A 25,881-nucleotide genomic window follows, 5' to 3' on the forward strand; every position below is an offset into this window, starting at 1 on the left:
ACCCCATTGAAAGCAGTCCCATGAACCGCCCCCGCTTCCGCTGGCATATCCTTGTGTTTCTTGCACCGGCCGTTCTTGTCTACACGGCAGTCATGATCTTCCCGCTGTTCAACACATTGCGACTGGCGCTTTACTCCGAAGTCGATCAGAGCCGCGTCTTCGTTGGATTGCAGAACTTTCAAACCCTGTTCTTTGATCCGATCTGGTCGGAACAGTTTTGGAATGCGTTAGGCAACAACTTCTGGTTCTTCCTGATCCACATGCTGGTTCAAAACCCAATTGGGATTGCTCTGGCCGCCCTGCTCAGCCACCCGCGCCTGCGGTTTGCGGCCTTGTATCGGTCGGCGATCTTCATTCCCACCATCCTGAGCTTTGTGATTGTCGGGTTTGCCTGGAAGCTGATCCTCTCGCCGATCTGGGGCATTGCGCCGTCTATGCTGGATGCCGTCGGGCTCAAGTCGCTGTTCGCCCCGTGGCTGGGAAAAGAGGAATATGCACTGACCACACTGGCGCTGATTTCGGTCTGGCAGTTTGTCGGCATCCCGATGATGTTGATCTACGCCGCCTTGTTGACCATTCCGGAAGAAATCCTTGAGGCTGGAGAGATCGACGGGATCACCGGAACTGCGGCCTTCTGGAAGATCAAACTGCCGCTGATCCTGCCCTCGATCGGGATCATCTCGATCTTGACCTTCGTGGGGAATTTCAACGCTTTCGATCTGATCTACGCGTCACAAGGCGCGCTGGCGGGGCCGGATTTCTCGACCGATATTCTTGGTACCTTCATGTACCGCACATTCTTTGGCTTCCAGCTGCAACTGGGTGACCCGCATATGGGTTCGGCTATCGCCGGGGCGATGTTCGCCATCATCCTTGTGGGTGTCTGTATCTACCTGTTCGGCATCCAGACCCGGATGCGCCGGTATCAATTGTGAGGGCCACGCGATGAACAAAGCACGTCATAACCCCCTCAACATGGTCGCGATGCACGGCGCGCTGATCCTGTACACACTGATCGCGCTGTTTCCGGTCTTTGTGATTCTGATTAACAGCTTCAAATCCCGCCGCGCGATCTTTCGTGAACCACTGGCCCTGCCCAATGCGGACAGCTTCTCGATGATCGGCTATGAGACGGTGATGAAGCAGGGGGATTTCTTCCTCTATTTCCAGAACTCGATGATTGTCACCGTGGCATCTCTGTCCTTTATCTTGTTGTTCGGCGCGATGGCCGCCTATGCGTTGTCGGAATACCAGTTCAAGGGCAACCTGATCATGGGGCTGTATCTGGCGCTGGGGATCATGATCCCAATCCGCATCGGCACCGTGGCAATCCTTGAGATGATGGTGGCGACCGGGCTGGTAAACTCGCTCTGGGCGCTGATCCTAGTATATACGGCTCAAGGGTTACCACTGGCCGTATTCATCCTGTCCGAATTCATGCGACAAGTCAGCGATGACCTGAAGAATGCCGGGCGCATCGACGGTTTGTCCGAATACACGATATTCTTCCGCCTTGTTCTGCCTCTGGTCCGGCCCGCGATGGCGACCGTGGCCGTGTTCAACATGATCCCGATCTGGAACGACCTTTGGTTCCCGTTGATCCTGGCCCCAGCCGAAGAAACCAAGACCCTGACGCTGGGAAGCCAAGTGTTCATCGGCCAGTTCGTGACCGATTGGAACGCAGTTCTGTCGGCCCTGTCGATGGCTATTCTGCCGGTGCTTGTCCTGTACGTAATCTTCTCGCGACAGCTGATCCGCGGCATCACATCCGGAGCAGTCAAATGACCCGCGTTCTGGTTGCAGGTCTCGGCAATATGGGTTTGAGCCACGCGCTGGCGCACCATCACCGCCCCGACGCGCAGATCGTTGGTTTGGTGAACCGGTCTGGCCGTGTGGATCACCCACATCTCACCGATTATCCGGCCTATTCCGATTTCGACACCGCGCTGGCTGAAACGAAACCCGATCTGGTCGTGGTCGCCACCTACTCTGATAGCCACGCGGATTTCGCCTGCGCGGCTATGGAGGCTGGCGCACATGTGTTTGTTGAAAAACCGCTGGCCACTAATGTCGCCGACGCCCGGCGTGTGGTCGAAACAGCAACCCGGCTGAATCGTAAGTTGGTGGTTGGATATATCCTGCGCCATCACCCCTCTTGGATGCGGCTGATCGATGAGGCGCGCAATCTTGGCGGGCCCTATGTGTTCCGGTTGAACCTGAACCAGCAGTCGTCGGGCGCGGAATGGGAAACGCATAAGGCATTGATGCAGACCACTTCGCCCATTGTCGATTGCGGCGTGCACTATGTCGACGTGATGTGCCAGATCACCGACGCGCTGCCCGTCCGGGTGCATGGTATGGGCCTGCGCCTGTCGGATGAAATTGCACCGGACATGTACAATTACGGCCAGTTTCAGGTGGTCTTCGACGACGGTTCGGTCGGCTGGTACGAGGCTGGATGGGGCCCGATGATGTCGGAAACCGCGTTCTTTGTGAAAGATATCGTGTCGCCCAACGGGTCGGTCTCGATCACCGACGGAAACAAGGGTGCGTCTGCCGACATCGACGGCCATACCAAAGTCGGCGGCTTGCTGGTCCATACACCGCAAGGCGACCACACGATCGAGATGCCGGACGAACCCGGCCATCAAGACCTTTGTGATGCTGAGCAGGCTTATATGCTGCGCGCCATCGCCGAAGATATCGACCTGACCCGTCATATGAATGACGCCGTCCAATCGCTCGCCATTTGTCTGGCTGCGGATCAAAGTATCCGAACCGGCCAGCCCGTTTCCCTTGAGGAGCCCGCATCATGACCGCCCTGACGCTGAACAATGTGAACAAGTCCTTTGGCAACGTGCATGTCCTGAAAGACATCACCCTGGAGGTCGAAGAAGGCGAATTCGTCGTCTTTGTCGGACCGTCGGGCTGTGGCAAGTCCACCTTGCTGCGCGTGATTGCAGGGCTAGAGGATGCATCGTCAGGTGAGATCAACATTGGCGGGCAGCAAGTCAATCTGGTGCCACCATCCAAGCGTGGGATCGCGATGGTTTTCCAAAGCTATGCGCTCTACCCTCACCTCAGCGTTCGGGGCAATATGACCCTTGCGCTGAAGCAGGAAAAGCAGCCCAAATCGGAAATCGAAGGCCGTGTCGCCAAAGCCAGCCGGATGCTGAACCTTGAACCCTATTTGGACCGTTACCCGTCCGAGCTGTCAGGTGGCCAGCGCCAGCGCGTCGCCATCGGGCGCGCCATTGTGCGTGAACCTAAACTGTTCCTGTTTGATGAGCCGCTGTCCAATCTGGACGCCGCCCTGCGAATGAACACTCGGATCGAGATCGCCAATCTGCACCGTGCTTTGGATGCATCGATGATCTACGTCACCCATGACCAGACCGAAGCCATGACGTTGGCCGACAAGATCGTTGTTTTGCGCGATGGTCGGGTCGAGCAGATCGGTAGCCCGATGGAACTGTACAACAACCCCGCAAATCAATTCGTCGCCGGGTTCCTGGGCTCACCTTCCATGAACTTCCTGCCTGAAGCGTTAGTTCAAGAAAGCGGTCAGAACACGATCGGAATTCGCCCCGAGGACCTGTTCCTGTCAGATGACGGCCCGCTTGCCGCGCGTGTCAGCCATGTGGAAAAGTTGGGCGGGGACACCAATGTGATAGCCAAAGTTCAGGACCACGACGTCACAGCCCGTTTGTTTGGCCAACATGCCATCGCAGAAGGTCAAGAATTGCGATTCGGATATGCATCCGAGAAAGCTTATCGCTTTGATGAAGCAGGGCAGCGGCTGGCTTAAACCGGCATACTGTTGGGATCACACAACCTGATCGTCACAACAACATTTTACCAAGATAACAAGCGCGGCTGGCAGAAAGCTTTGGTATGCTTTCGCCAGCCGATTGCTTTTTCTTGAGGGCCAAATGAAGTCATTAATAATGTTGTTAAGAACATGTCACAAAGTCGCCCTACATGCCTTTCATCGACTACTCTAAGACAGCCAGGAGCCATTCATGAAAGACGTTGATACCACCACCCTGTCCGCCGACGATTGGGACGAGCTGCATTTCCCCCGCCCCGAGGAAAACGATTTTGATCACGTCGTCGAAAACGCCATCTCGCGCCGTGGGTTTCTGGCTGGCGTAGTGGCCTTTGGCTCGGGTGCCGCCGCAATGGGCACGGGCCTGCTGGGCTCAACTGCCGCACACGCTGTTACGGCCTCGCGCTTTGCCTTCACGCCGATCGCTGCCCAGACTGACGGCACCGTTCACGTGCCGGAAGGCTATGAGTGGAAGGTTATGACCCGCTGGGGCGACCCGCTGTTTTCCGATGCCGACGGCTATGACATCACCGATGGTGGCCCGATTGAGAAATCGGATCGCATCTTCGGCGAAAACACCGACGGGATGGAGACCTTCTCGTTCCAGGGTCACGAGCTGATCGCGATCAACCACGAATATCCGAACCGCAAGATCAACATGCCCGCCGCTCAGGAAGGTGTTCCGGCCAGCGCCGAGGACGTTTTGAAACTGCAGAACATTCAGGGCGTGACCGTAATGGAAATCACCGAAAGCCCCGATGGCTGGTCAGTTGTCAAAGACAGCCCATTCAACCGCCGTATCCACCACAATACGCCAATGAAGATCGTAGGCCCCGCCGCTGGTCACGACCTGCTGAAAACTGAAGCTGATCCGACCGGAACTACGTCGCTAGGTACGATGAACAACTGTGGTGCGGGTAAAACTCCGTGGGGTACCTACCTGACCTGCGAAGAAAACTTTAACGGCTACTTTGGGTCCAGCGATGAAAACGCCAGCTACGACCAGACGGTCACGGACGGCTTCAAACGCTATGGCATCAAGGCCGAAAGCTGGAACGGGTACGAACTGTTCGATCCGCGTTTCGATACATCAAAAAACCCGAACGAGCCGCACCGTGCGGGCTGGATCGTTGAAATCGACCCAACCAACCCGGACAGCACGCCGGTCAAGCACACCGGTCTGGGCCGTTTCAAGCACGAGAATGCCGAGGTCACTCTGGCCGCAGATGGTCGTGTTGTTGTCTACATGGGCGACGATGAGCGGGGCGAGTACCTGTACAAGTTTGTGTCGAACGGCACCTACCAACCGGGAGGTGAAACCGAGGGCCTGCTGAACGTCGGCACGCTCTACGTCGCCAAGTTCAACGACGACATGAAGGGCGAATGGCTGGCTCTGACACCGGAAACCACCGGGATGGACGAAGCCGATATCGCAGTCTTTACCCGTATGGCCGCGTCCAAGGCCGGCGGCACGACCATGGACCGCCCTGAATGGGTCGCATCCAGCCCTGTTGCGGTAGAAGCGTATTGCTGTCTGACCAACAACAAGAACCGCGGCGTGAAGGCTAACGCCGGTGGAGATGACACCTCGGTCAACGCCCCCAACCCGCGCGAGGCCAACAAGTACGGTCAGATCGTGCGCTGGCGCCCCGCAAATGACGACCACGCCGCCGAAGGGTTCGATTGGGACCTGTACGTCATGGCGGGCAATCCGACGGTTCACTCGGACGATCGCGCCGGTTCGGCAAACGTGAATGAAGGGAACCTGTTCAACTCGCCCGATGGCATGGTGATAGACTCGACCGGGTTGATCTGGATCCAGACGGACGGCAATGACGACAATGAAGGAGACTTCGCAGGCAACGGCAACAACCAGATGCTGGTTGGGGACCCGATCACCGGCGAGATCGCGCGTTTCATGACCGGCCCGAACGGCTGTGAGGTCACCGGTCTGGCCTGGTCCAGCGATCTGCGCACCATGTTCGTTGGCATTCAGCACCCCGGTAGCAACTGGCCGGACGGCGGCACGCCACGGTCGTCGGTTATCGCGATCAAGCGCACCGATAACGGTCTGGTCGGCTAAAATCTTAATAATCAAAACGCCCCCGACCCTGCGGCTCGGGGGCGTTTTTTTCAGATATCCTCACCCGGCAGGGCCAGCGGTCCTGCCGGAGCCATGAGATGACGTTCCGATAGCCAAGGGTTCAGTTCCAATGCCTGAGACAACGCCTCGCGGGCTTCATCAACGCGTTGAAGCCCCAACAAAGTCAACGCACGGCCACTGATCGCGGCAACATGGTTGGGTGACAACTCGATTGCCCTGTCCAAGTCGGGCAGCGCGGATTGAAAATCCTGACGCAGGTAGTGGGCGAATGCGCGTTGGTTGTACCCTTCGGCGTAGGACGGGCAATACGCAACCAACTTGTCAAAGTCTTCAATCGCGCCCAGCAGGTCCCACGCATTTCGGCGTGTCATGCCACGATCCAGAACAGCCTGCGCGCTTTCGTCCGGGGCATCGGTCCAGAACTCCCATAACTGACCGGACAGTGCACGAGCGGACTGTTCGGTTTCAGCGCTCTGTATCTGTTCCAGAACCGCCGATACATCCGCGGAATGGTCTGGCGCGACAGGGCAGTCCTGAGCATTGGCCGCAAAAACGGTCGCAGCATAGAAAATTGAGGCGTAAGCAAAGCGTTTCATGCGCCAATGGTGACGCGTGCAACGTGTTCGTCAACCCTTCGCATCCAAGGCCCCAGACATCCCGGTCTCTTTCACAGCCTCCATCGCAACAAAGGTTGAGGTGCTGGCGACATGCGGCAATGATGAGATCTTTTCGGCCAAAACCGCGCGGTATTCCGACATAGATCCGGTGCGAATTTTCAGAAGATAGTCAAAATTCGACGCAATCATATGGGCTTGTTCGATCTCAGGCACTTTACGAACGGCCGCGTTGAAATCGGCTAAAGCTCTCTCGCGCGTGTCAGTCAATCGGACTTCGACAAAGGCTACGTGATCCAAACCAAGGCGAATGGGGTCCAGCAAGGCACGGTACCCGGTAATGATGCCATCAGCCTCAAGTCTCTTCACACGTGCTTGAGTTGGGGATTTCGAAAGCCCGATACGCCGCGCGAGATCGGCGATGGGGATCCGGCCGTCCTCGGCCAGAATCGCCAGAATTGATCTGTCGAACCTATCCAGCCCCGGAAAGTCTTTTTGCATCGCTCAAACCCCTGAAATCAGGCCAATCGCCTAGCCGTAGATAAAACTAAGGCAATCGTCCCGGAAAATCGACACTATATTACTCAAAAGACCGGAGGACACATGTCACACAGCCTGCGCGCACGCATTGATGCCAAAACCTATGCCGATCCGTCGGAAATTCTTGACGCGTTGATCGCAAATGCTGATCTGAGCGAAGCCGACCGCACCGCGATCTGCGCGGCTGCGGCGCAATTGGTGCGTGACATCCGATCCAGCACCTCACCCGGTATGATGGAAGTGTTCCTGGCCGAATACGGCCTGTCCACCGACGAAGGCATCGCGCTGATGTGTCTGGCCGAGGCGCTGCTGCGCGTACCCGATGCCGACACCATCGACGCGCTGATCGAGGACAAGATCGCCCCATCGGATTGGGGCAAGCATCTGGGTCGGTCTTCTTCGTCGCTGGTCAACGCGTCCACGTGGGCCCTGATGTTGACGGGCAAGGTTCTGGACGAAGACAGGACCTCTCCGGTCGGTGTCTTGCGCGGTGCGATAAAACGTCTGGGCGAACCCGTGATCCGCACGGCAGTCGGGCGCGCAATGAAGGAAATGGGCCGCCAGTTTGTGCTGGGCGAGACGATCAAATCCGCCATGGATCGCGCCAGCGGTATGGAGGCAAAACGCTACACCTATTCCTACGACATGCTGGGCGAAGCGGCACGAACCGAGGCCGATGCCGCCCGCTATCACCTGTCCTACTCACGGGCGATTGCTGCAATCGCCGAAGCCTGTATTCACGACGATATCCGGGCCAATCCGGGGATGTCTGTTAAGCTGTCGGCGCTCCATCCACGCTACGAGTTGGCGCAAGAAGCAGAAGTCATGGAAGAACTGGTGCCCCGTTTGCGGGCTTTGGCCCTTTTGGCTAAGGCGGCAGGCATGGGCCTGAATGTGGACGCCGAAGAAGCAGACCGCCTTTCCTTGTCTCTGCAGGTGATCGAGGCGGTGATGGCCGAACCGGCCCTGGATCGTTGGGACGGCCTGGGTATCGTCGTTCAGGCTTATGGCCCGCGCGCCGGGATCGTGCTGGACACACTGTATGACATGGCCGGGCGTCACGAACGAAAGCTGATGGTTCGTTTGGTCAAAGGGGCCTACTGGGATACCGAGGTCAAAAGAGCTCAGGTTGAAGGCATCGATGGCTTTCCCGTGTTCACCCGCAAGGCGGCCACGGACATTTCCTACATCTCAAATGCGCGCAAACTGCTGGGTATGACCGATCGAATTTACCCGCAATTTGCCACCCACAACGCCCATACGGTCAGTGCGATCCTTCATATGGCCGATGACCAGCCATTCGAATTCCAGCGCCTGCATGGGATGGGCGAAACCCTGCACCAGCTTGTCAAAGACCAAAACGACACACGGTGCCGGATCTATGCGCCGGTCGGGGCGCATCGCGATCTGCTGGCCTATCTGGTGCGGCGTCTGCTGGAAAACGGTGCGAACTCGTCATTCGTAAACCAAATCGTGGACGAGAACGTTCCGCCGGAAGAGGTCGCCGCTGATCCGTTCCTGACCATTGTGGATCAGGCACGACCGCTGCCAACCGGACCGAACCTGTTCCAACCGGAACGCGTCAATTCGACGGGTTTCGACCTTCACCACACCCCGACATTGGACAAGATCGACGCCGCGAGGGATGCTTTCCGGGCGCACCACTGGTATGCCCAGCCGCTGCTGTCCGGCGATGCAAGCCCGGAACAGGATCAACCGGTCACCAATCCGGCCCAACCACAGGATCGCCCCGGAGCAATCGCCCCTGCCAGCGCCGAGGATGTCGAGCTTGCCCTGAATTCCGCGGCACCGTGGCAGGCACCACCAACAGAACGGTCGCGTATCTTGAATACTGCTGCCGATCTATATGAGGCTCATTTTGGCGAGCTTTTCGCCTTGCTCGCGCGCGAGGCAGGTAAGTCCTTGCCCGATGCCGTTGCCGAACTGCGTGAGGCGGTCGATTTCCTGCGCTACTACGCTGCGAACATTCCCGATGCGGAACCGGCAGGCGTTTTCACCTGCATCAGCCCGTGGAACTTCCCCTTGGCGATCTTCACAGGCCAAATTTCAGCGGCCTTGGCCACTGGCAATGCGGTCCTGGCCAAGCCCGCACCTCAAACGCCGCTGATCTCGCATCGGGCCGTTCAATTGCTGCACGAGGCCGGAGTTCCCCGCGATGTGCTGCAATTATTGCCCGGCGGCCCATCCGTTGGTGCGGCGTTGACTTCTGACCCGCGCGTATCCGGCGTGGCGTTTACCGGATCGACGGCGACCGCGTTGAAAATACGCGCAGCCATGGCCGACAACCTGCGCCCCGGCACGCCTCTGATCGCCGAGACCGGCGGGTTGAACGCGATGATCGTGGACAGTACCGCCCTACCTGAACAGGCCGTTCAGTCTATCATCGAAAGCGCGTTTCAATCCGCCGGGCAGCGGTGTTCTGCCTTGCGGTGCCTCTATGTCCAGGAAGATATCGCCGACGATTTGCTGACAATGCTGTCCGGTGCAATGGAGGTCCTGCAGGTTGGTGATCCGTGGTTAATCTCGACCGATTGCGGACCGGTTATTGACGAGGCGGCGCGCCAGGGCATTTCAGATCACGTCGCCAATGCCCGCACCGAAGGCCGCGTTCTGAAAGAAATGCCCGTACCGCCAGAGGGCACGTTCATCGCACCGACACTGATTGAAATCCCGGATATTGCCGCGCTGAAACGTGAGATCTTTGGCCCTGTCCTTCACGTTGCGCGTTTCAAGGCATCCGAGATCGATCAGGTCATAGCCGACATTAACGCAACCGGATACGGGCTGACTTTTGGCTTGCATACACGCATCGACGACCGCGTACAGCACATCACCGAAGCAGTGCATGCCGGTAATATCTACGTCAACCGCAACCAGATTGGTGCCATCGTTGGATCTCAGCCATTTGGAGGTGAGGGGCTTTCGGGAACAGGCCCCAAGGCGGGTGGGCCGAATTACATGACGCGGTTCTGCGCCCCGGACCGGCAGCAATCCGTCGAGCAATGGGATAGCCCAATGAGCGAGCTTCCCGATGTTCAGGGTACGCCCGCGTCGGTGCAGACCCAATCCCTGCCCGGCCCGACGGGCGAATCCAACCGGTTAAGCGAATTCCCACGCGCGCCATTGCTGTGCATGGGTCCCGGAGCCGAGGCCGCGCGCGCGCAAGCCGACGCCGTTCAGGCGCTGGGGGGAACGGCCATTCAGGCGACCGGTTCGCTAGACTTGCATCGGTTGGAGAACGTGACCGGGATATCGGGCGTTCTTTGGTGGGGCGATGACGACACAGCGCGTGGGATCGAACGTCACCTCGCCCGCCGGGACGGTCCGATCCTGCCGCTGATCCCCGGTCTTCCGGACCGCGCACGAGTCCTGGCCGAGCGCCACCTGTGCGTTGATACAACAGCCGCGGGCGGCAATGCCGCATTGCTTGGGGGTGCGGCGTAAGCATGCCTTGACGCTGGGCCGGGAAAAGCCCAGCGTCGCCTCATGTTTCCAATCCGCGACCATAACCCTTCGGGGCGAACACCCTATGTCGTCTATCTGCTGATGGCGGCCAATATCCTGATATTCCTCAGCTATGTGGGCATCATGAACGATGCTCGGCTGATCAATCAGCTGTACTACGACTATGCGATTATCCCGGCGCGGATCACTGACGGTTTTGCGTTTGAGACACTGGTGACCTCGATGTTCCTGCACGGAGGTTGGATGCATCTGGCCGGAAACATGCTGTTCCTGTGGATTTTCGGCGACAACCTCGAAGATGAAATGGGCCACCTGCCCTTTCTGTTGTTCTATACTGCAGCCGGGATCGGCGCGGGTCTGATCCATGTCTTCACAGCGCCGGGCTCGGTCGTGCCGACCATTGGGGCATCCGGTGCGATTGCGGGGGTTATGGGCGGTTACCTGCTGCTGTTCCCCAAGGCCCGCGTGGATATCCTGCTGATCCTCATTGTCTATTTCCGCATATTCACGATACCTGCCTTTGTCATGCTGGGGGTCTGGTTGGCTATGCAGTTCTTTGGCAGTCTGGCCAGCAACCCGGATGAAGGCGGGGTGGCCTATTGGGCGCATACGGGTGGGTTTTTCGTGGGTCTGATTTTGTGCATCCCAATCTGGCTGCGGCGCGGTGGCACTGATTTTTGGGGCCGCACGCACGGCCATCCGCCGCATCCTGAACACAAGTACAAGCTAACTCAGTCCCGTATTCCCCGCGTACCACGCAAGTAGCAGGGACATCAGGGTTTCGGTATCTGGCCGCCGCTTAGGTGGGTGATTTCCCGCGCTGCGGCCAGAACCAATTCACCCAGCGCATGCGCTCGATCCACGCCAAACCGAGCGGTCGGACCCGATACCGAGATCCCTGCACATGGCTCTCCCCGGTCATTGAAAATCGCCGAGCCGATACAGGACATGCCCTGATATCTTTCTTCCCGGTCATGCGACCAGCCGCGTGCGCGGGTCTTGGCAAGATCCTGTTGTAGTCCGTCGCCCGGTATCTGCGTGTTCGCGGTGAATTCCACCGGATCAATCGCCCCAAGCGTTTTGGCCAACCCCATTTCGGTCATCGCGGCAAGGATCGCCTTGCCAGTGCCAGAGGCATACATCGGCGTTCGTGCCCCGGGCGGGAAAAAGGCGCGAATGGGGTTCGGAGTTTCGACCTGACCGACAAAGACTACTTCGGACCCATCCGGTACCGCTAGGTTGGCGGTCTCACCGCTGTCCTGCATAAGACGTCTCAGGATTGGCCGCCCGATTTCAAGCACACTGTTGCGGCGCAGGAACGTGGCGCCGGTCCGGTATGCCTCGATCCCGATCATCCATTCCTGACGCTCGTCATCAAAGGAAACAAAGCCGTGTTTCTGCAAGGTTACCAGGATCCGGTGCGTCGTGGCCGTCGGCACATCAATTTCGCGCGACAGATCGCTGAGCGCTGCGCGTTCCAACCGGGCAACCGTGGTCAGAACGCCCAACGCCCGATCCAGCGATTGCATGGTCCCGGCCGAACTTTCCTTGAACAGGGATTTGGGCCTGCCACGCGGTCTTTTCTGATTGTCCATCGCCCTACTCCTTTGCACAACGCCAGATTAATTCTGAACCGTTCATTTTTGAGATCCAAAAATGAAAAACGAAAAACCGCATAAATACAGCGCGTTAAATATTTAATCGCAAAAATGAAAATATTTTTCAAGAAAATTGCACATCGTGAGGTTTTCCCGGACACTTACATCCAAAGCGGAGGAATAACAGATGTCCAACCAAAACCCGGTTTTCATACCCGGCCCAACCAACATCCCAGACCGGTTGCGTCTTGCCATGCAGGTTCAAACGCAGGATCACCGCGCACCGGATTTTGTCGAAACTTTTGCACCCGTTCTTGAGGACACGAAAAAGGTGTTCGGTACTACGACCGGCCAGATCGTGACCTTCCCTGCCAGCGGCACCGGTGGATGGGAAGCGGCCGTTACCAACACACTCAGCCCCGGCGACAAGGTTCTGGTCGCGCGCTACGGCGTGTTCAGCCATCGCTGGATAGACCTGTGCGAGCGTCACGGGCTGGACGTTCAGATCGTCGAATGTCCTTGGGGCACCGGCGCACCCGCTGATCAGTTTCAGGCCGCTTTGGCCGATGACAGCGCGCATGAAATCCGCGCTGTTCTGGTGACCCACAACGAAACAGCCACCGGGGTGCGTTCGGACATCGCAGCGGTTCGCCAAGCGATGGATTCGGAAAACCATCCCGCGATGCTGTTTGTCGACTGCGTCAGCTCTCTGGCTTCGATGCCGTTCGACTTTGACGCTTGGGGCGTCGATATCGCCGTGTCGGGGTCGCAAAAGGGATTCATGCTGGCGACCGGCATGGCAATTCTGTGCGTCAGCCCCAAGGCACAGGACGCGATGAAAAGCGCCAAGCTGCCGCGCACTTTCTTTGACTTCGACGATATGATGGCAGCCAATGCATCGGGCGGGTTTCCCTATACGCCGCCGCTGCAATTGATCTACGGCATGCGCGAAAGCCTCAAGATGCTGTTTGAAGAAGGGCTTGAGAATGTTTATGCCCGGCATTTCCGACTGGCCGAAGGTGTGCGCCGCGCCGTCGACGCCTGGGGGCTGAAACTTGTCGCGCAATCGCCCGATCTGTATTCTGACACTGTCAGCGCGATCTACGTGCCAGACGGGTATGATAGCAACACACTAACTGACCACGCGTTCAACGCTTATGGCGTGTCCTTTGGTATTGGACTGGGTCAACTGAATGGTAAGGCGTTCCGCATCGGCCATCTGGGCAGCCTGACGGATGTGATGGTTCTGTCCGGCCTCAGCACAATCGAGATGGCGATGGCCGATCTGAACTATCCGATCACTTTGGGCAGCGGGGTCGCGGCGGCGCAGGATTATTATCGCACCGGCCCATCTGACCGCGCCCAGGCCGCAGCCTGAGGAGGATGGCAATGCTGGATCACATCCCCGCAGCGGATCTGACGATCGACGATATGCGCGCTGCGCATGAACGGATCAAACCCTTCATCCGGCGCACCCCGATCATGGTGTCGGACTACTTGAACGATCTGACCGGAGCGCAGCTGTTCTTCAAATGCGAGAACTTCCAAGAGGCCGGCGCGTTCAAAGTACGCGGTGCGAGCAACGCCGTGTTTGGCCTGAGTGATGATATGGCGACCAAGGGTGTTTGCACACACTCCAGTGGCAACCACGCTTTGTCCCTGTCTTATGCCGCCGGACGGCGGGGTATTCCCTGCAACGTGGTTATGCCGCGTACCGCGCCGCAAGCCAAGAAGGACGCCGTGCGCCGTTATGGCGGGACGATCACAGAGTGCGAGCCGTCAACCTCATCCCGCGAGGCGACCTTTGCCGAAGTTCAGGCCAGAACGGGCGGAGAGTTCGTGCACCCTTATAATGATCCGCGCGTCATTGCGGGTCAGGCCACTTGCTCGGCCGAAATGTTGGAACAGACAGACGGAATGGATGCAGTCGTCGCCCCGATCGGAGGCGGGGGCATGGTCTCGGGCACGTGCCTGACGGTTTCGAACCTGGCACCCGACACCGCAATCTATGCCGCCGAGCCAGAACAGGCGGACGACGCATACCGGTCCTTCAAAGCAGGTCACATCATCGCCGATGATGCGCCAAAAACCATCGCCGACGGGCTACTCGTGCCGCTGAAAGAGAACACGTGGCACTTCGTGTCCCGAAATGTGACCGACATTTTCACCGCCTCTGACGACGAGATCATTGAAGCGATGAAGCTGACGTGGAAATACCTGCGCGTCGTGATGGAGCCGTCATCGGCCGTGCCTCTGGCAACCATACTCAAGAACCCGGACGTATTCCGCGGCAAGCGCGTCGGTGTGATCATCACCGGCGGCAACGTGGATCTGGACAAACTGCCCTGGCTGAAAGGGTAAGGAGGAACGACATGAACAAACCTGTGAACATCAAAGAACTGGAAGTCGGGTTCGACATCCCCGCTGCAATCGGCATGGATGAAAGCGAAATCCAGACCCCTTGCCTGATCCTGGACCTTGATGCGCTGGAGCGGAACATCAAGAAGATGGGCGATTATGCCAAGGCTCATGGTATGCGCCACCGCGTGCACGGCAAGATGCACAAGTCCGTCGACGTCGCCAAGCTACAGGAACAGCTCGGCGGTGCGGTTGGCGTCTGCTGTCAAAAGGTATCTGAGGCTGAGGTTTTCGCGCGGGGCGGCATCAAGGACGTTCTCGTGTCGAACCAAGTCCGTGATCCGGCCAAGATCGACCGGTTGGCGCAACTGCCCAAATTGGGCGCGCGCATTATTGTGTGCGTAGACGACATCGACAATGTCGCCGACCTGTCCAAAGCCGCTGTCGATCACGGCACGGAACTTGAAGTCTTTGTCGAAATTGACTGCGGTGCAGGTCGGTGCGGCGTGACCACGACCCAAGCTGTTGTCGATATCGCAAAGGCAGTCAACGCAGCACCCAACCTGAGATTTACCGGCATTCAGGCCTATCAGGGCGCGATGCAGCACCTCGACACCTATGAGGCGCGCAAAGAGAAGCTGGATACAGCCATCGCCATGGTCAAAGACGCGGTTGACGGTTTGAAAGCCGAAGGCATCGACTGCGAGCTGGTTTCGGGCGGTGGAACAGGATCATACTACTTCGAGAGCAATTCAGGCGTTTACAACGAGTTGCAGTGCGGATCCTACGCTTTCATGGATGCGGATTATGGGCGCATTCTGGACGAGAACGGCAAACGGATCGATCAGGGCGAATGGGAAAACGCGCTGTTCATTCTGACCAGCGTTATGAGCCATGCCAAGACTGACAAGGCCATCTGCGACGCCGGCCTCAAGGCGCAATCGGTCGATAGCGGCCTGCCTTTCATCTTTGGGCGCGACGATGTGCAATACCTCAAATGTTCGGACGAGCACGGTGTCATCGGCGACCCCGACGGCGTTTTGAAGGTGAACGACAAGCTGCGGCTTGTGCCCGGACATTGTGATCCCACCTGCAACGTCCACGATTGGTATGTCGGCGTGCGCGACGGCAAGGTCGAGGCTCTGTGGCCCGTGTCGGCCCGCGGAAAGGCTTATTGATGAGGGATGCTATGACCACGCAAGATGGCCTGCTGATTGTGGGCGAAGACTTGTGCGAACAGCTGGTGGGCCGCCAACAGGCCTTTGACGCGGTCCAATCCGTGTTTGGTGCGATGGCCAACGGCGGGGCACGGAACTTTCCTGTCGTTCGCGAGGCACTTGGCTATGCTGATGCGCTGTATGGTTTCAAATCCGGTTTTGATCGGGATGGACAGGTGTTGGGCGTTAAGTCCGGCGGCTATTGGCCGGGCAATGCCGAACAAGGATTGACCAATCACCAATCCACGGTGTTTCTGTTCGATCCCGACACGGGGAGGCTTTCGGCATTGGTGGGTGGCAACTACCTAACGGCCGTGCGAACAGCAGCTTCATCAGCGGTTTCCATCGCACAACTTGCCCGAAAAGACGCCAAAGTGCTGGGCATGGTTGGCGCCGGACATCAGTCGGCCTTCCAGCTACGCGCCGCCGCTGAACAGCGGGACTTTGAAAAAGTTGTCGCCTGGAACCCGCACCCCGACATGCTGCCCCGTTTGGCGGCTGTCGCCGAGGAAATCGGACTGGAATTCGAAGCCGTCAGTCAACAAGAGCTGGGTGCCCAATCGGATGTCATCATCACCATCACCTCGGCGTTCGAGCCGCTATTGATGAAAGACTGGATCAAACCCGGCACGCATCTGGCCTGTATGGGCACAGACACGAAAGGCAAGATGGAGGTCGATCCGGCGCTGGTCGCCTCGGCCACCGTTTTCACCGACGAGGTCGCGCAATCCGCGACGATTGGCGAGGCACAGCACGCCATGGGAAGCGGCACTTTGACCGAAACACAGATCACCCCAATTGGTGCGGTCATCAACGGCGATCACCCCGGGCGGAGCAGTGCTGACGAGATCACCCTGTTCGACGGAACTGGCGTGGGTCTGCAGGACCTCGCTGTTGCATCCGTCGCCGCGCGGCTGGCGGACGAAGCAGGTCTGGCACAACGCGCGACCCTTTGAAAACAAAAAAAGCGCGCCTCAATCGGGGCGCGCTTACGGAATTGCTATATGGCCGGTCAGCCTCGGATCACCTTGGAAAACTGATCGAAAATCGGCTCGTTCGAACAGATCACTTCACCGTCTTCCAAAACGTTGCCTTCAGGGTTTAGCGCCTGAACAAATCCGCCCGCTTCTTGGACGATGATGATCCCTGCGGCCACATCCCAGGAATTCAGGCGACGCTCCCAAAAGCCTTCGTAACGCCCCGCTGCCACATAAGCCATGTCCAGCGCGGCGGCACCCCAGCGGCGCACACCGGCACAAGCAGGCATTAGACGCGCCAGATCCTGCAGGGTCGCAGGCAGGTCCGAACGGCCACCAAAAGGCAGGCCCGTCGAGAAAATCGACTCGATCATCCGATGACGGCCCGACACGCGGATACGCATGTCGTTCATCCAAGCGCCTTCGCCTTTTTCGGCAAAGAACATCTCATCCTTGGCGGCGTCATAGATAACACCGGCGACGATCTTGCCCTTATGTTCCAGCGCGATTGAGATCGCCCAGTGCGGCAGGCCGTGCAAGAAGTTCGTGGTGCCGTCCAGCGGGTCGACGATCCAGCGGCGGGTCGGGTCTTCGCCCTCAATCACGCCACCCTCTTCGGCCAGCCACCCGTAGGTCGGGCGCGCGCCCAGCAGTTCCTCTTTCAGGATCGCCTCGGCAGCAATGTCAGCTTTGGACACAAAGTCGCCTGCGCCTTTCATCGAAACCTGAAGGTTCTCGACTTCACGGAAATCCTTGACCAAAGAACGCCCCGCCTTACGCGCGGCTTTGATCATGATGTTGAGGTTTGCACTGCCAACCATTGTCCAAAGGCTCCTGTCCGGTCAAACCGCGCGTATACTGATGCAAAGCGCCCTTGCCAAGAGGAATGATGCGCATAACAGACCCGCGTTTTATGCCTATTGCTCTTGCAGCTTGCGCGCCTCGGTTTCGGCCAGCTTGATCAGCTCTTGTACGAAAGGTTTTTCTAGGTCCTCGCTGCGCACTGCCGCGTAAAGCCTGCGGGTGATGCCGCCCTTGGTCAGGGGGCGAGTGACGTAGTCGGAATTGTACTTCACTTCGCGCACAACCCAGTCAGGCAGCACCGAAATACCGCGGTTCGACGCGACGAGCAAAAGGATCACTGCAGTCAATTCGACCTGCCGGATTGCGGCCGGCTCGACCCGCGCGGGTATCAGCAACTGGCTGAACACATCCAGCCGGGTGCGCTCGACCGGATAGGTAATCAGGGTTTGCCCACGGAAATCCTCGGCTTCGATGAACTCTTTCTGCGCCAGCGGGTGGGATGAGGCAGCAACAAAAACAGCGTCATAGTCAAACAGTTCAATGAACTCGATGCCGGGCAGGTCTTCTGGATCGGACGAAACGACCAAATCGACTTCTTCTTTTTGCAGCGCAGGCAGGGCGTCAAATGCCAAACCCGGGCGGATATCGACGTCCACGTCACCCCAGGATTTCCGGAAAGATTCAAGCACCGGGAATAGCCATTCGAAACACGCGTGGCATTCGATCGCGATATGCATCCGGCCCGTACGCCCATCCCGAAGTGACGTGAATTCCTGTTGTGTGGCCTGGACTTGCGGCAATATTTGTTCGGCCAACCGCAGCAGCCGCAGCCCTGCCGCCGACAGTTTCATCGGCTTGGACCGGCGCAGGAACAGTTCAACCCCCGCCTGATCCTCTAGCCCCTTGATCTGATGGCTTAGCGCGGATTGGGTGATGTTCAGTTGATCCGCCGCACGGGCAAGCCCACCGCATTCGTGGATCGCCTTGATCGTACGCAGGTGGCGGAATTCAATGTGCATTACAGTGATACTCATGTTGTTCTTGAATAATATGAGTTTGTCTCACATTGCCCAAACTGGCACAAGGTCCTTGTACCAATCAAATGAGGCCGTGATGACCAAGCCAGAAATTTCATTCGAGTTCTTTCCGCCCAAGACGCTCGAAGCCTCGTTTCGTCTTTGGGACACGGTTCAGACTCTGGCCCCGTTAGAGCCGCGATTTGTCTCGGTCACCTATGGTGCGGGTGGCACAACGCGGGAACTGACCCGCGATGCGGTGGCGACCCTGCACAAATCCTCGGGGCTGCCTGTTGCTGCGCATTTGACATGTGTTGATGCCTCGCGGCAGGAAACGCTGGAAATCGCGGATACTTTCGCGCGGGCGGGCGTACAGGATATCGTAGCCCTGCGCGGTGATCCGCCAAGCGGTCAGGATCGTTTTGAGCCACACCCCGAAGGTTTTGCAAATTCGGTTGAACTGATTTCGGCCCTGGCTGAGACCGAGATGTTCAACATTCGAGTCGGCGCCTACCCCGACATTCACCCCGAGGCACAAAATGCCCGCACCGATATTGAGTGGCTCAAGGCCAAACTCGATGCAGGCGCAGATGAGGCCCTGACCCAGTTCTTTTTTGAGGCCGAGACGTTTTTCCGGTTCCGGGACGCCTGCGAAAAAGCCGGCATCGACAAGCCTATCGTGCCCGGCATCCTGCCGATCGAGAACTGGAAAGGTGCACGCAATTTCGCCAAACGATGCGGCACGCGCATTCCCCAATGGGTCGAACAGGCGTTTGAAAAGGCCGTGCGCGACGATCGTGAGGATTTGCTGGCTACAGCATTGTGCACCGAGCTGTGCTCGGACCTGATCGACGGGGGCGTGGACAAACTGCATTTCTACACGCTGAACCGGCCGGAATTGACGCGTGATGTGTGTTTTGCCCTTGGCATAACGCCGAAAACTGATCTGCAAAACGTGGCCTGAATGGGGCTCGGGAAAAGGGCGCCTTCACCGGCAGGAATAAAACTGAGAACAATTGCTGCGCACTGCCGCAATTGTTCCTGCAGGCACTTCAATTTTATGTGAAATTTGACAAGTTCGCAGTCCTGTTCAAACTGGGACAGTAACATTTTTTGTAATGAGTATTTTGGGTTATGGAACCTGCTGACAAGATCAATGCCCGCACAGAGGCACTGTATGCGCTAGGGTTAAATCAAAGCGCTACCTCTGATGAAATCAGAAACGCCTGGCGAAACATTGCGTTTCATGGGCACCCTGACCAAGCCGAAGGCGATAGTTCTGGATTTACACGCGCCAAAGAAGCCTATGACCTTCTGCGCAAGGAAGGGCTGGCCGGGAAAGGCACCGGGCTGAGGAAACCGCTGCGTCCAAAGCTGCGGCGACGCGTTGTTACGTTGGAAGCAGCTGATATTAACGCATGCCGCGCTTTATTGAATACTGCATTGCCAGACCGATCAGAAGAGATCGAAACACCCGAATCCGAGCTTGCGTGCAAATCAGACCATGTTCCGGATGCGGTCGGGTTTTTCGGACGCCATTTGACGTTCTTTGTCTCGACGCCAGTCTACGAAGGGGCAAATCGTGTTGCTCTGCCAACGTCAGTTCTGGCCGGGTCGCGCCGAACGGAAACAGAGGTTTTGAATTTCCAGTCGAACGATTCCGGCGGCGGCGAGGTTGTTGTCCCCGACGCGATCATTGCCCGGACGTTCCCCGGTGCCAAAAGCGTTCGCATTCGGTTCGATGCCGATCAGCAGATGCGGGACGAATTCTCGTTTGCGCATTGACGAAAAAGCCCGGCTGGAATGAGCCGGGCTTTGGTTTGGCGAGTGGCCACCTAGTTTGAAATCGGGCCTTCCGAAGTGAATTTCGGGATCACGCTGGAGGATGCGCCATCGGGTTCGATCCCCGGCCAGTTGCCTTCGGCGAGGTTGATATTGCCGGGCACGTCTTCTTCCCAGAAACCGACGACGACATCGGTGATGTTCAGATAAAGCTTGTCATCGACGATCCGCCACAGGTTCGGGTTCGCAGGGACTTTGCCGCCCTTCGAAACACCGTATGCGCAATGTCCGTCATATTGCGGTGCGTAGAAGGCTGGATTCTCCTGAAATTTGTCGCGGTTCTCTTCAGACGAAAATGCCCAGGTGGCACCATTGTATTCCGCAGTGATGTCTGCACGGCCGCGTACAGGTGCTGGCTGAGATTGGCCAACCGCAACCTGATCTAGGCCACGGTAGGCGACGACATCGTAGCCGGACACGGCGAACCCGGTGCCGTCAATATACTGGTCACCAGCAAAGGCCGGAGCGGCAAGGGTCAGTGCCGCGGCTACAGTCAGGGCAAAACGTTTCATGGTGGTAAGTCCTTTTGTCCTCGGGGTTGTTGATTTGCCCGAACTTGCGGGTCTGAATATACAATAGGCAATTCAGATCGCTTGCGAAGTCCCCCTCGCGTCGCTGTGACGTTGAATGAGAATTCGTGAGATGTCGGGTGAGGATTGTTACAAAAACGCTGCGCTCTGGGGGGTTGGACTCGGTGCTTTGCAACATTAGCTGTTGTGATGGACGGACAATTCACGTGCACTTTGCGAAGAAAGGCAAGAAATGAGCGAGCAACCGACCTATACGCCCCCAAAGGTCTGGACATGGGACAGCCAGAATGGCGGCCAATTTGCCAACATCAATCGCCCAATCGCTGGCGCCACTCACGACAAGGATCTGCCGGTTGGACGGCACCCGCTGCAACTATATTCGCTGGCCACCCCCAATGGCGTCAAAGTGACCGTGATGCTGGAGGAACTGCTGGCGCTGGGTCACGAAGGTGCCGAATACAACGCATGGCTGGTCAATATCGGCGAAGGCGATCAGTTCAGCTCGGGCTTTGTCGGGGCCAACCCTAATTCGAAAATCCCCGCTCTTTGGGATCGCTCAGGCGACAAGCCGACACGCGTGTTCGAAAGCGCGTCGATCCTGTTTCATCTGGCCGAAAAGTTTGGTGCGTTTTTGCCAGAGTCCGGACCGGAACGTGCGGAAGTCATGAACTGGGTCTTCTGGCAAATGGGCAGTGCACCCTATTTGGGCGGCGGATTTGGCCATTTCTACGCCTACGCGCCGGAAAAGTTCGAATACCCGATTAACCGCTTCACGATGGAAACCAAGCGTCAGTTGGACGTTCTGGATCGTGAACTGGCCGACAAGACGTATATCGCAGGCGAGGATTACACCATCGCGGACATGGCGATCTGGCCCTGGTATGGTCAACTGGTTCTGGGCCGCCTGTACAGCGCCGCAGAATTCCTGGATGTCGACTCGTACAAAAACGTCATGCGGTGGGCCAAGGCCATCGACGCACGCCCCGCGGTTCAGCGTGGCCGGATGGTCAACCGCCCATTCGGCGAGCCGAACACCCAGCTGCACGAACGCCACGAGGCCAGCGATTTCGAAACCCGCACCCAGGACAAACTGGAAGCTGCTGCGGAATAATCCCAAAAGCCCCGCAGATCCTTCGTGCGCGGGGCTTTTTTCCTATTTTAGAATGGGTGGCTTATCCGGGTTGCTGCCGGGTATCGTCTGCGCGACAACACGCGCCTCCGGCTGCGGCAGATCGAACCGCAAACCAACCCGTGCCAATGAGGCAGCTGCCTGATCGTGCGCACCGAAGAACCCGACATCCATTGCCCCTGCCTCAATCCCGGAAAACGTCAACGCCTCGGACGTGGCTTTAGCGAGTGCGGGCTCGGCGCCTTCGACAGCACCTATGAACCCAAGCAGGTGCCCGGAACCGCCGCCTTCGGACTTCGTTCCCACCAGATATGCGGCTTCAGCCAATCCAACGGCCGTGGCAAGTTTCGCATCCAGTGCGGTCAACAAATCGTCGGGCAGACCCGCAGGGGGCAAGAACTCTGCCAACCGTTGCTGAACCTCCTCTGGTCCATGCTGCAGAGTTTCCGCCAGCCAACCCAGCGCCTCGGACGGGATCAGCATAGAGGACGGCGCAACTTCGAGGTTGAGGCCCAGCCCGATCCCCTGCCCCGCCAGCATGGAGGACAACACCCGGCCCGACAACGCCACATAAGGAACAGGACGTTCGGCAAACCGCGCTAACCGGTCCTCTCGGTCAAAGGCCAGCACGAAGCGTCCATCAGCGACGTCAAACAACTCGGGCGAGATATTTTCGCCCTTCGCCTCTTCCGTCAGCATCAGAAACAGCTCGCTGTCGGCAAGCCGTTCGAAGAAACGCAATCGCGCTGAATCATCGTTTGGGGCGGCAGCCATTGCGGTGTGGGCAGTGTCCAAAGCGGTGGTTTCAGTCATTCAGAACCTCTTGCACCCGCGCACGCAGAACCGGCAGAAGGTCGGTCTGGAACCACGGGTTTTTCTTCATCCATGCCGTATTCCGCCACGAGGGATGAGGCAAGGCAAAGACGCGCGGCGCATGGTCCCGCCAGTTGCGAACCGTTTCCGTCACCGAGCTGCGCACATTCAGGTGGTATTTATGAGCATGCCCACCCACCAAAATAGTCAGGGGCATCTCCCCCAGCGTTTGCATGACTTTGTTGTGCCAGGTTTTGCCGCACACAGGGGGGGGCGGCAAATCCGCCTTGCGCGCATCATAACCCGGAAAACAAAAAGCCATCGGCACGATTGAAACCCGTGACCGGTCGTAGAACACGGCTTCATCCACCCCAAGCCAATCCCGCAAGCGATCTCCGGACGGATCGGTAAACGGCCGACCCGATTCATGCACCCGTGCACCCGGAGCCTGACCGGCGACCAAAATCGGCGTTCCCGGCTGAAACCAGACCACCGGGCGGGGCTGATGGGCGGTCTCTGTCGCGGCAAATCTATCCGCGCAGATTCGGCAGGCCGAGATTTCTTTCTGTAGCGAATTCATCAGATGGCAAGGTTTCCTGCATCAAATTGGTTGACGGTCATCTTGAAAGATAGTCAACGCAATGCGTGGGTCCAACCGATGGAAAAGTCACAATACTAACAGCACACGTGCCAGTGGATTGATCATTGCCACCAAAACTCGACATAATATGGCCCACATAAAACGTAGGATAACAACCCGATTACCGACACATCCGGTAAGCTTAACAAGGTGCAAGCAGCAGGCCCTCAATGCTTGAGTTTGAGAATGTTAGTAAGTCCTTCTGGACCGGGACACGCCGCAAGGTGATCCTGGACAGTGTCTCGTTTCGGGTCCAACTGGGCCGTTCGATTGGCATTCTTGCACCTAACGGAACCGGCAAGACCACCTTGATCAACATGATGGCAGGTCTGGAAAAGCCCGATGAAGGCGTGATTCGAAAGTCCTGCCGGGTATCTTTTCCTATGGGTTTCACCGGAGGTGTCGCAAACAAACTGTCCGCCCTGGAAAACGCGCGCTACGTCGCCAACATCTACGGGATGGACCCCGATTATGTCGAAGCCTACTGCAAATGGCTATGCGGATTGGGGGAGTATTTCGACCAACCCCTGGCCACTTATTCCAGCGGTATGAAGGGGCGCTTTACGTTTGCTTTGATGTTAGCTCTGGATTTCGACATGTACCTGATTGACGAAGGCATGCCGGCGTCGACTGATGTCGAATTCAACAGGAAGGCCGGCGACATCCTTCGGGAAAAACTACGCACGACAACATTGGTGATCGTGTCACACAGTCCCGCCGTGCTGGAGAAATTTGCGCAAGAGGCTGCCGTTTTGATGGATGGCCAGCTTTATATGTTCGACACCTTGGAAGAGGCAAAGCAGCTATATGACTACCAAACCCAAGGCTAGCATCTACAACTGGCGCCGCAAACGCCGCAATGCGGGAACGGAAGAAGACCGCGCTGACGCCATTTCGCGCATTCGCAACGCGACGCGGCCACCCGCTGCGGCCAATGACTCAGAGTCCAATACCGAGATTGACGCCATCAAAAACGAAGGGCTGACCGGGCGTCAATTGCGGATGGCACGCAGACTGGCGCAGAAGAACGGGCTGGAGGCGACTTCGGACTATGATGCGGTGCGTTTGCTGCGCCAAAAGGGCATCGATCCGTTTCATCGCGCCAATTTGCTGGGGATGGCGGGTGAAACGGCACAGACCGAGGATCAGACCAAGGACAAGGTCACGATTCATTTGCCGCAAACGGTCAGCGAAGGTGGAAGGACCCTGCCCGGACCGGAGATGTCCCCTACGCAACGGCGCGAGTTTGAAATTGGCGAGATACAGAAAGACATCGCCCGCCGCCGCCGTCGCAAACTGCTTGCCCTGTTTGCCCGCCTTGCGGTTTTCGTCTTCCTGCCCACCTTTATTGTCGGGTTCTATTTCTACCGAGTGGCGACGCCCATGTATGCCAGCGACTCGGCCTTCTCGATCCTTCAGGCGGACGGCGGCGGGGCATCGTTTGGCGGGTTTTTGGCGGGCACACAATATGCCACCGCGCAGGATTCTGTCGCCACACAGGAATTTCTGGAGTCCAAGGATGCCTTGCTGAGGCTTGAACGTGACATGGGCTTTGAAGAAATTTTCAAGCAGGAGTGGATCGATCCTATTCAACGGCTTTCGCCGGACGCCACGCTGGAAGAGGCCTACAAGCTCTTCCGACGCATGATCACCATCGGGTACGACCCGAGCGACGGCATTATCCGGATGGAAGTCGCGGCCCCTGATCCGCAGATTTCGGTGGCCATCTCTGACCGTCTTCTGTCCTACGCCGAAGAAACCATAAACGGGCTTACAGAACTTAAGCGCGAAGACCAGATGCGCGATGCGCTGGATGGTTTTGAAATGGCCCAGCAGGAACGCAGAAAAGCGCAGGAAGATCTGATCGAACTTCAGATTCAAGGCGCGTTGCTGGACCCTCAGAACGTCATCGCCAGCTTGCGTGGCCGCATAGACGCCATGGAAACGCAGATTCAGGACAAAGAACTACAATTGGCCGCATTGCTGGACAATCGTCGTCCGAACCAGGCCAAGGTGGATGGTGCCCGTGCGGACATCGCGCGATTTGAGGCTGTGTTGGCAGAACTCAACGCGGAAATGCTGGATGTGTCTGCAGGCGAAAATTCGCTTGCCCGGCTCAGTGTACGAATTCAAATGGCGCAGGCCGATCTTGTTGCCAGGGACATGATACTGCAGACAGCTATGCAGCAAATGGAAACCACACGGACTGAAGCAAACCGCAAAGTGCGCTATCTGACGGTGTCCGTAAGGCCGGTGCCAAGTCAGGAACCCACCTATCCGCGCAAGTTCGAAAATACGATTTTGGCTTTTCTGTTGTTTGCTGGTATCTACCTGTTGATCTCGCTTACCGCGTCGGTCCTTCGTGAACAGGTATCCTCGTAAGA

24 protein-coding genes are annotated in these 25,881 nt (G+C 57.6%); 16 read left to right on the forward strand and 8 right to left on the reverse strand.

Annotated elements, in window-relative coordinates; translation table 11 throughout:
• Positions 1-20 precede the first annotated feature (20 nt).
• The 5 genes from AC2FFP_RS01905 (at position 21) to AC2FFP_RS01925 (ending at position 5,912) form a co-directional block, all read left to right on the forward strand.
• Positions 21-935 carry a carbohydrate ABC transporter permease gene (locus tag AC2FFP_RS01905; protein ID WP_496768996.1) on the forward strand — a complete coding sequence of 305 codons (915 nt, stop codon included), beginning with the start codon at positions 21-23 and terminating at the stop codon, positions 933-935.
• A gap of 10 nt (positions 936-945) precedes the next feature.
• Positions 946-1,785 carry a carbohydrate ABC transporter permease gene (locus tag AC2FFP_RS01910; protein WP_058275926.1) on the forward strand — a complete coding sequence of 280 codons (840 nt, stop codon included), beginning with the start codon at positions 946-948 and terminating at the stop codon, positions 1,783-1,785.
• The gene (locus AC2FFP_RS01915; protein WP_496768998.1) at positions 1,782-2,816 is read left to right on the forward strand and encodes a Gfo/Idh/MocA family protein; all 1,035 of its coding nucleotides are present in this window, start codon (positions 1,782-1,784) and stop codon (positions 2,814-2,816) included. The genes AC2FFP_RS01910 and AC2FFP_RS01915 overlap by 4 nt, the downstream gene beginning before the upstream one ends.
• Positions 2,813-3,808 (forward strand): ABC transporter ATP-binding protein, encoded by a 996-nt coding sequence (locus AC2FFP_RS01920; protein ID WP_058275591.1) that lies wholly within the window; start codon positions 2,813-2,815, stop codon positions 3,806-3,808. Before AC2FFP_RS01915 ends, AC2FFP_RS01920 begins: the two co-directional genes overlap by 4 nt.
• Before the next feature lie 214 nt (positions 3,809-4,022).
• Entirely contained in the window at positions 4,023-5,912 is a 1,890-nt protein-coding gene (locus AC2FFP_RS01925; RefSeq protein ID WP_496843611.1) for a PhoX family protein, read from the forward strand.
• Between the two features lie 50 nt (positions 5,913-5,962).
• On the opposite strand, the gene AC2FFP_RS01930 is transcribed toward AC2FFP_RS01925, so the two are convergent.
• Both AC2FFP_RS01930 and AC2FFP_RS01935 read right to left on the reverse strand, forming a co-directional pair.
• Positions 5,963-6,529, reverse strand: a complete 567-nt coding sequence (locus tag AC2FFP_RS01930) for a tetratricopeptide repeat protein (protein WP_496843612.1) — start codon at positions 6,527-6,529, stop codon at positions 5,963-5,965.
• Between the two features lie 30 nt (positions 6,530-6,559).
• Positions 6,560-7,048, reverse strand: coding sequence for an Lrp/AsnC family transcriptional regulator (locus AC2FFP_RS01935; RefSeq protein WP_496843613.1), 489 nt, complete (start codon positions 7,046-7,048; stop codon positions 6,560-6,562).
• 102 nt (positions 7,049-7,150) lie between these two features.
• Between AC2FFP_RS01935 and putA the strand changes: the two genes are divergently transcribed.
• Positions 7,151-10,552, forward strand: coding sequence for a bifunctional proline dehydrogenase/L-glutamate gamma-semialdehyde dehydrogenase PutA (gene putA / locus AC2FFP_RS01940; RefSeq protein WP_496880656.1), 3,402 nt, complete (start codon positions 7,151-7,153; stop codon positions 10,550-10,552).
• Positions 10,553-10,594: 42 nt separating this feature from the next.
• Positions 10,595-11,338: a rhomboid family intramembrane serine protease gene (locus tag AC2FFP_RS01945; RefSeq protein WP_496843615.1), complete on the forward strand. Its 744-nt coding sequence runs from the start codon at positions 10,595-10,597 to the stop codon at positions 11,336-11,338.
• An 8-nt stretch (positions 11,339-11,346) separates the two neighbouring features.
• On the opposite strand, the gene AC2FFP_RS01950 is transcribed toward AC2FFP_RS01945, so the two are convergent.
• Entirely contained in the window at positions 11,347-12,168 is an 822-nt protein-coding gene (locus AC2FFP_RS01950) for an IclR family transcriptional regulator (protein WP_496843616.1), read from the reverse strand.
• A 190-nt stretch (positions 12,169-12,358) separates the two neighbouring features.
• Here AC2FFP_RS01950 and bhcA point away from each other — a divergent pair, with 190 nt between their 5' ends.
• Genes bhcA through bhcD form a run of 4 tightly spaced genes read left to right on the forward strand, consistent with a single transcriptional unit; the run spans position 12,359 to position 16,702 of the window.
• On the forward strand, positions 12,359-13,549 hold the full coding sequence (bhcA, locus tag AC2FFP_RS01955) for an L-aspartate--glyoxylate aminotransferase BhcA (RefSeq protein ID WP_496724108.1): 1,191 nt from the start codon (positions 12,359-12,361) through the stop codon (positions 13,547-13,549).
• An 11-nt stretch (positions 13,550-13,560) separates the two neighbouring features.
• Positions 13,561-14,532, forward strand: coding sequence for a beta-hydroxyaspartate dehydratase BhcB (gene bhcB, locus AC2FFP_RS01960; RefSeq protein WP_496769008.1), 972 nt, complete (start codon positions 13,561-13,563; stop codon positions 14,530-14,532).
• Between the two features lie 11 nt (positions 14,533-14,543).
• Positions 14,544-15,707, forward strand: coding sequence for a 3-hydroxy-D-aspartate aldolase BhcC (bhcC, locus tag AC2FFP_RS01965; RefSeq protein WP_496880657.1), 1,164 nt, complete (start codon positions 14,544-14,546; stop codon positions 15,705-15,707).
• A gap of 11 nt (positions 15,708-15,718) precedes the next feature.
• Positions 15,719-16,702, forward strand: a complete 984-nt coding sequence (gene bhcD, locus AC2FFP_RS01970) for an iminosuccinate reductase BhcD (RefSeq protein ID WP_109313351.1) — start codon at positions 15,719-15,721, stop codon at positions 16,700-16,702.
• Positions 16,703-16,758: 56 nt separating this feature from the next.
• On the opposite strand, the gene AC2FFP_RS01975 is transcribed toward bhcD, so the two are convergent.
• Positions 16,759-17,544, reverse strand: a complete 786-nt coding sequence (locus AC2FFP_RS01975) for an inositol monophosphatase family protein (protein ID WP_058275936.1) — start codon at positions 17,542-17,544, stop codon at positions 16,759-16,761.
• 96 nt (positions 17,545-17,640) lie between these two features.
• Complete coding sequence (locus tag AC2FFP_RS01980; protein WP_496880730.1) at positions 17,641-18,546, reverse strand: LysR family transcriptional regulator; 906 nt, start codon at positions 18,544-18,546, stop codon at positions 17,641-17,643.
• Between the two features lie 94 nt (positions 18,547-18,640).
• Here AC2FFP_RS01980 and metF point away from each other — a divergent pair, with 94 nt between their 5' ends.
• Both metF and AC2FFP_RS01990 read left to right on the forward strand, forming a co-directional pair.
• Positions 18,641-19,507 (forward strand): methylenetetrahydrofolate reductase [NAD(P)H], encoded by an 867-nt coding sequence (gene metF / locus AC2FFP_RS01985; protein ID WP_496724099.1) that lies wholly within the window; start codon positions 18,641-18,643, stop codon positions 19,505-19,507.
• Between the two features lie 170 nt (positions 19,508-19,677).
• The gene (locus AC2FFP_RS01990) at positions 19,678-20,328 is read left to right on the forward strand and encodes a J domain-containing protein (RefSeq protein WP_496769013.1); all 651 of its coding nucleotides are present in this window, start codon (positions 19,678-19,680) and stop codon (positions 20,326-20,328) included.
• Between the two features lie 50 nt (positions 20,329-20,378).
• On the opposite strand, the gene AC2FFP_RS01995 is transcribed toward AC2FFP_RS01990, so the two are convergent.
• Positions 20,379-20,897, reverse strand: coding sequence for a YHS domain-containing (seleno)protein (locus AC2FFP_RS01995; RefSeq protein WP_058275938.1), 519 nt, complete (start codon positions 20,895-20,897; stop codon positions 20,379-20,381).
• Positions 20,898-21,147: 250 nt separating this feature from the next.
• Between AC2FFP_RS01995 and yghU the strand changes: the two genes are divergently transcribed.
• The gene (gene yghU / locus AC2FFP_RS02000; RefSeq protein WP_496738167.1) at positions 21,148-22,026 is read left to right on the forward strand and encodes a glutathione-dependent disulfide-bond oxidoreductase; all 879 of its coding nucleotides are present in this window, start codon (positions 21,148-21,150) and stop codon (positions 22,024-22,026) included.
• A gap of 42 nt (positions 22,027-22,068) precedes the next feature.
• Here the strand turns inward: yghU and AC2FFP_RS02005 are convergent, their stop codons facing one another.
• Together AC2FFP_RS02005 and AC2FFP_RS02010 are read right to left on the reverse strand one after the other, a co-directional pair.
• Positions 22,069-22,857 (reverse strand): SseB family protein, encoded by a 789-nt coding sequence (locus AC2FFP_RS02005; protein ID WP_496769017.1) that lies wholly within the window; start codon positions 22,855-22,857, stop codon positions 22,069-22,071.
• Positions 22,850-23,437, reverse strand: coding sequence for a uracil-DNA glycosylase family protein (locus AC2FFP_RS02010; RefSeq protein WP_496781606.1), 588 nt, complete (start codon positions 23,435-23,437; stop codon positions 22,850-22,852). Before AC2FFP_RS02010 ends, AC2FFP_RS02005 begins: the two co-directional genes overlap by 8 nt.
• Positions 23,438-23,667: 230 nt before the next feature.
• Here AC2FFP_RS02010 and AC2FFP_RS02015 point away from each other — a divergent pair, with 230 nt between their 5' ends.
• Positions 23,668-24,327, forward strand: coding sequence for an ABC transporter ATP-binding protein (locus AC2FFP_RS02015; protein WP_282151737.1), 660 nt, complete (start codon positions 23,668-23,670; stop codon positions 24,325-24,327).
• Complete coding sequence (locus AC2FFP_RS02020) at positions 24,305-25,879, forward strand: KpsE/RkpR family capsule polysaccharide export protein (RefSeq protein ID WP_496769020.1); 1,575 nt, start codon at positions 24,305-24,307, stop codon at positions 25,877-25,879. Before AC2FFP_RS02015 ends, AC2FFP_RS02020 begins: the two co-directional genes overlap by 23 nt.
• Positions 25,880-25,881 lie beyond the last annotated feature (2 nt).

It is taken from the genome of Ruegeria sp. YTSC004, assembly GCF_059609805.1.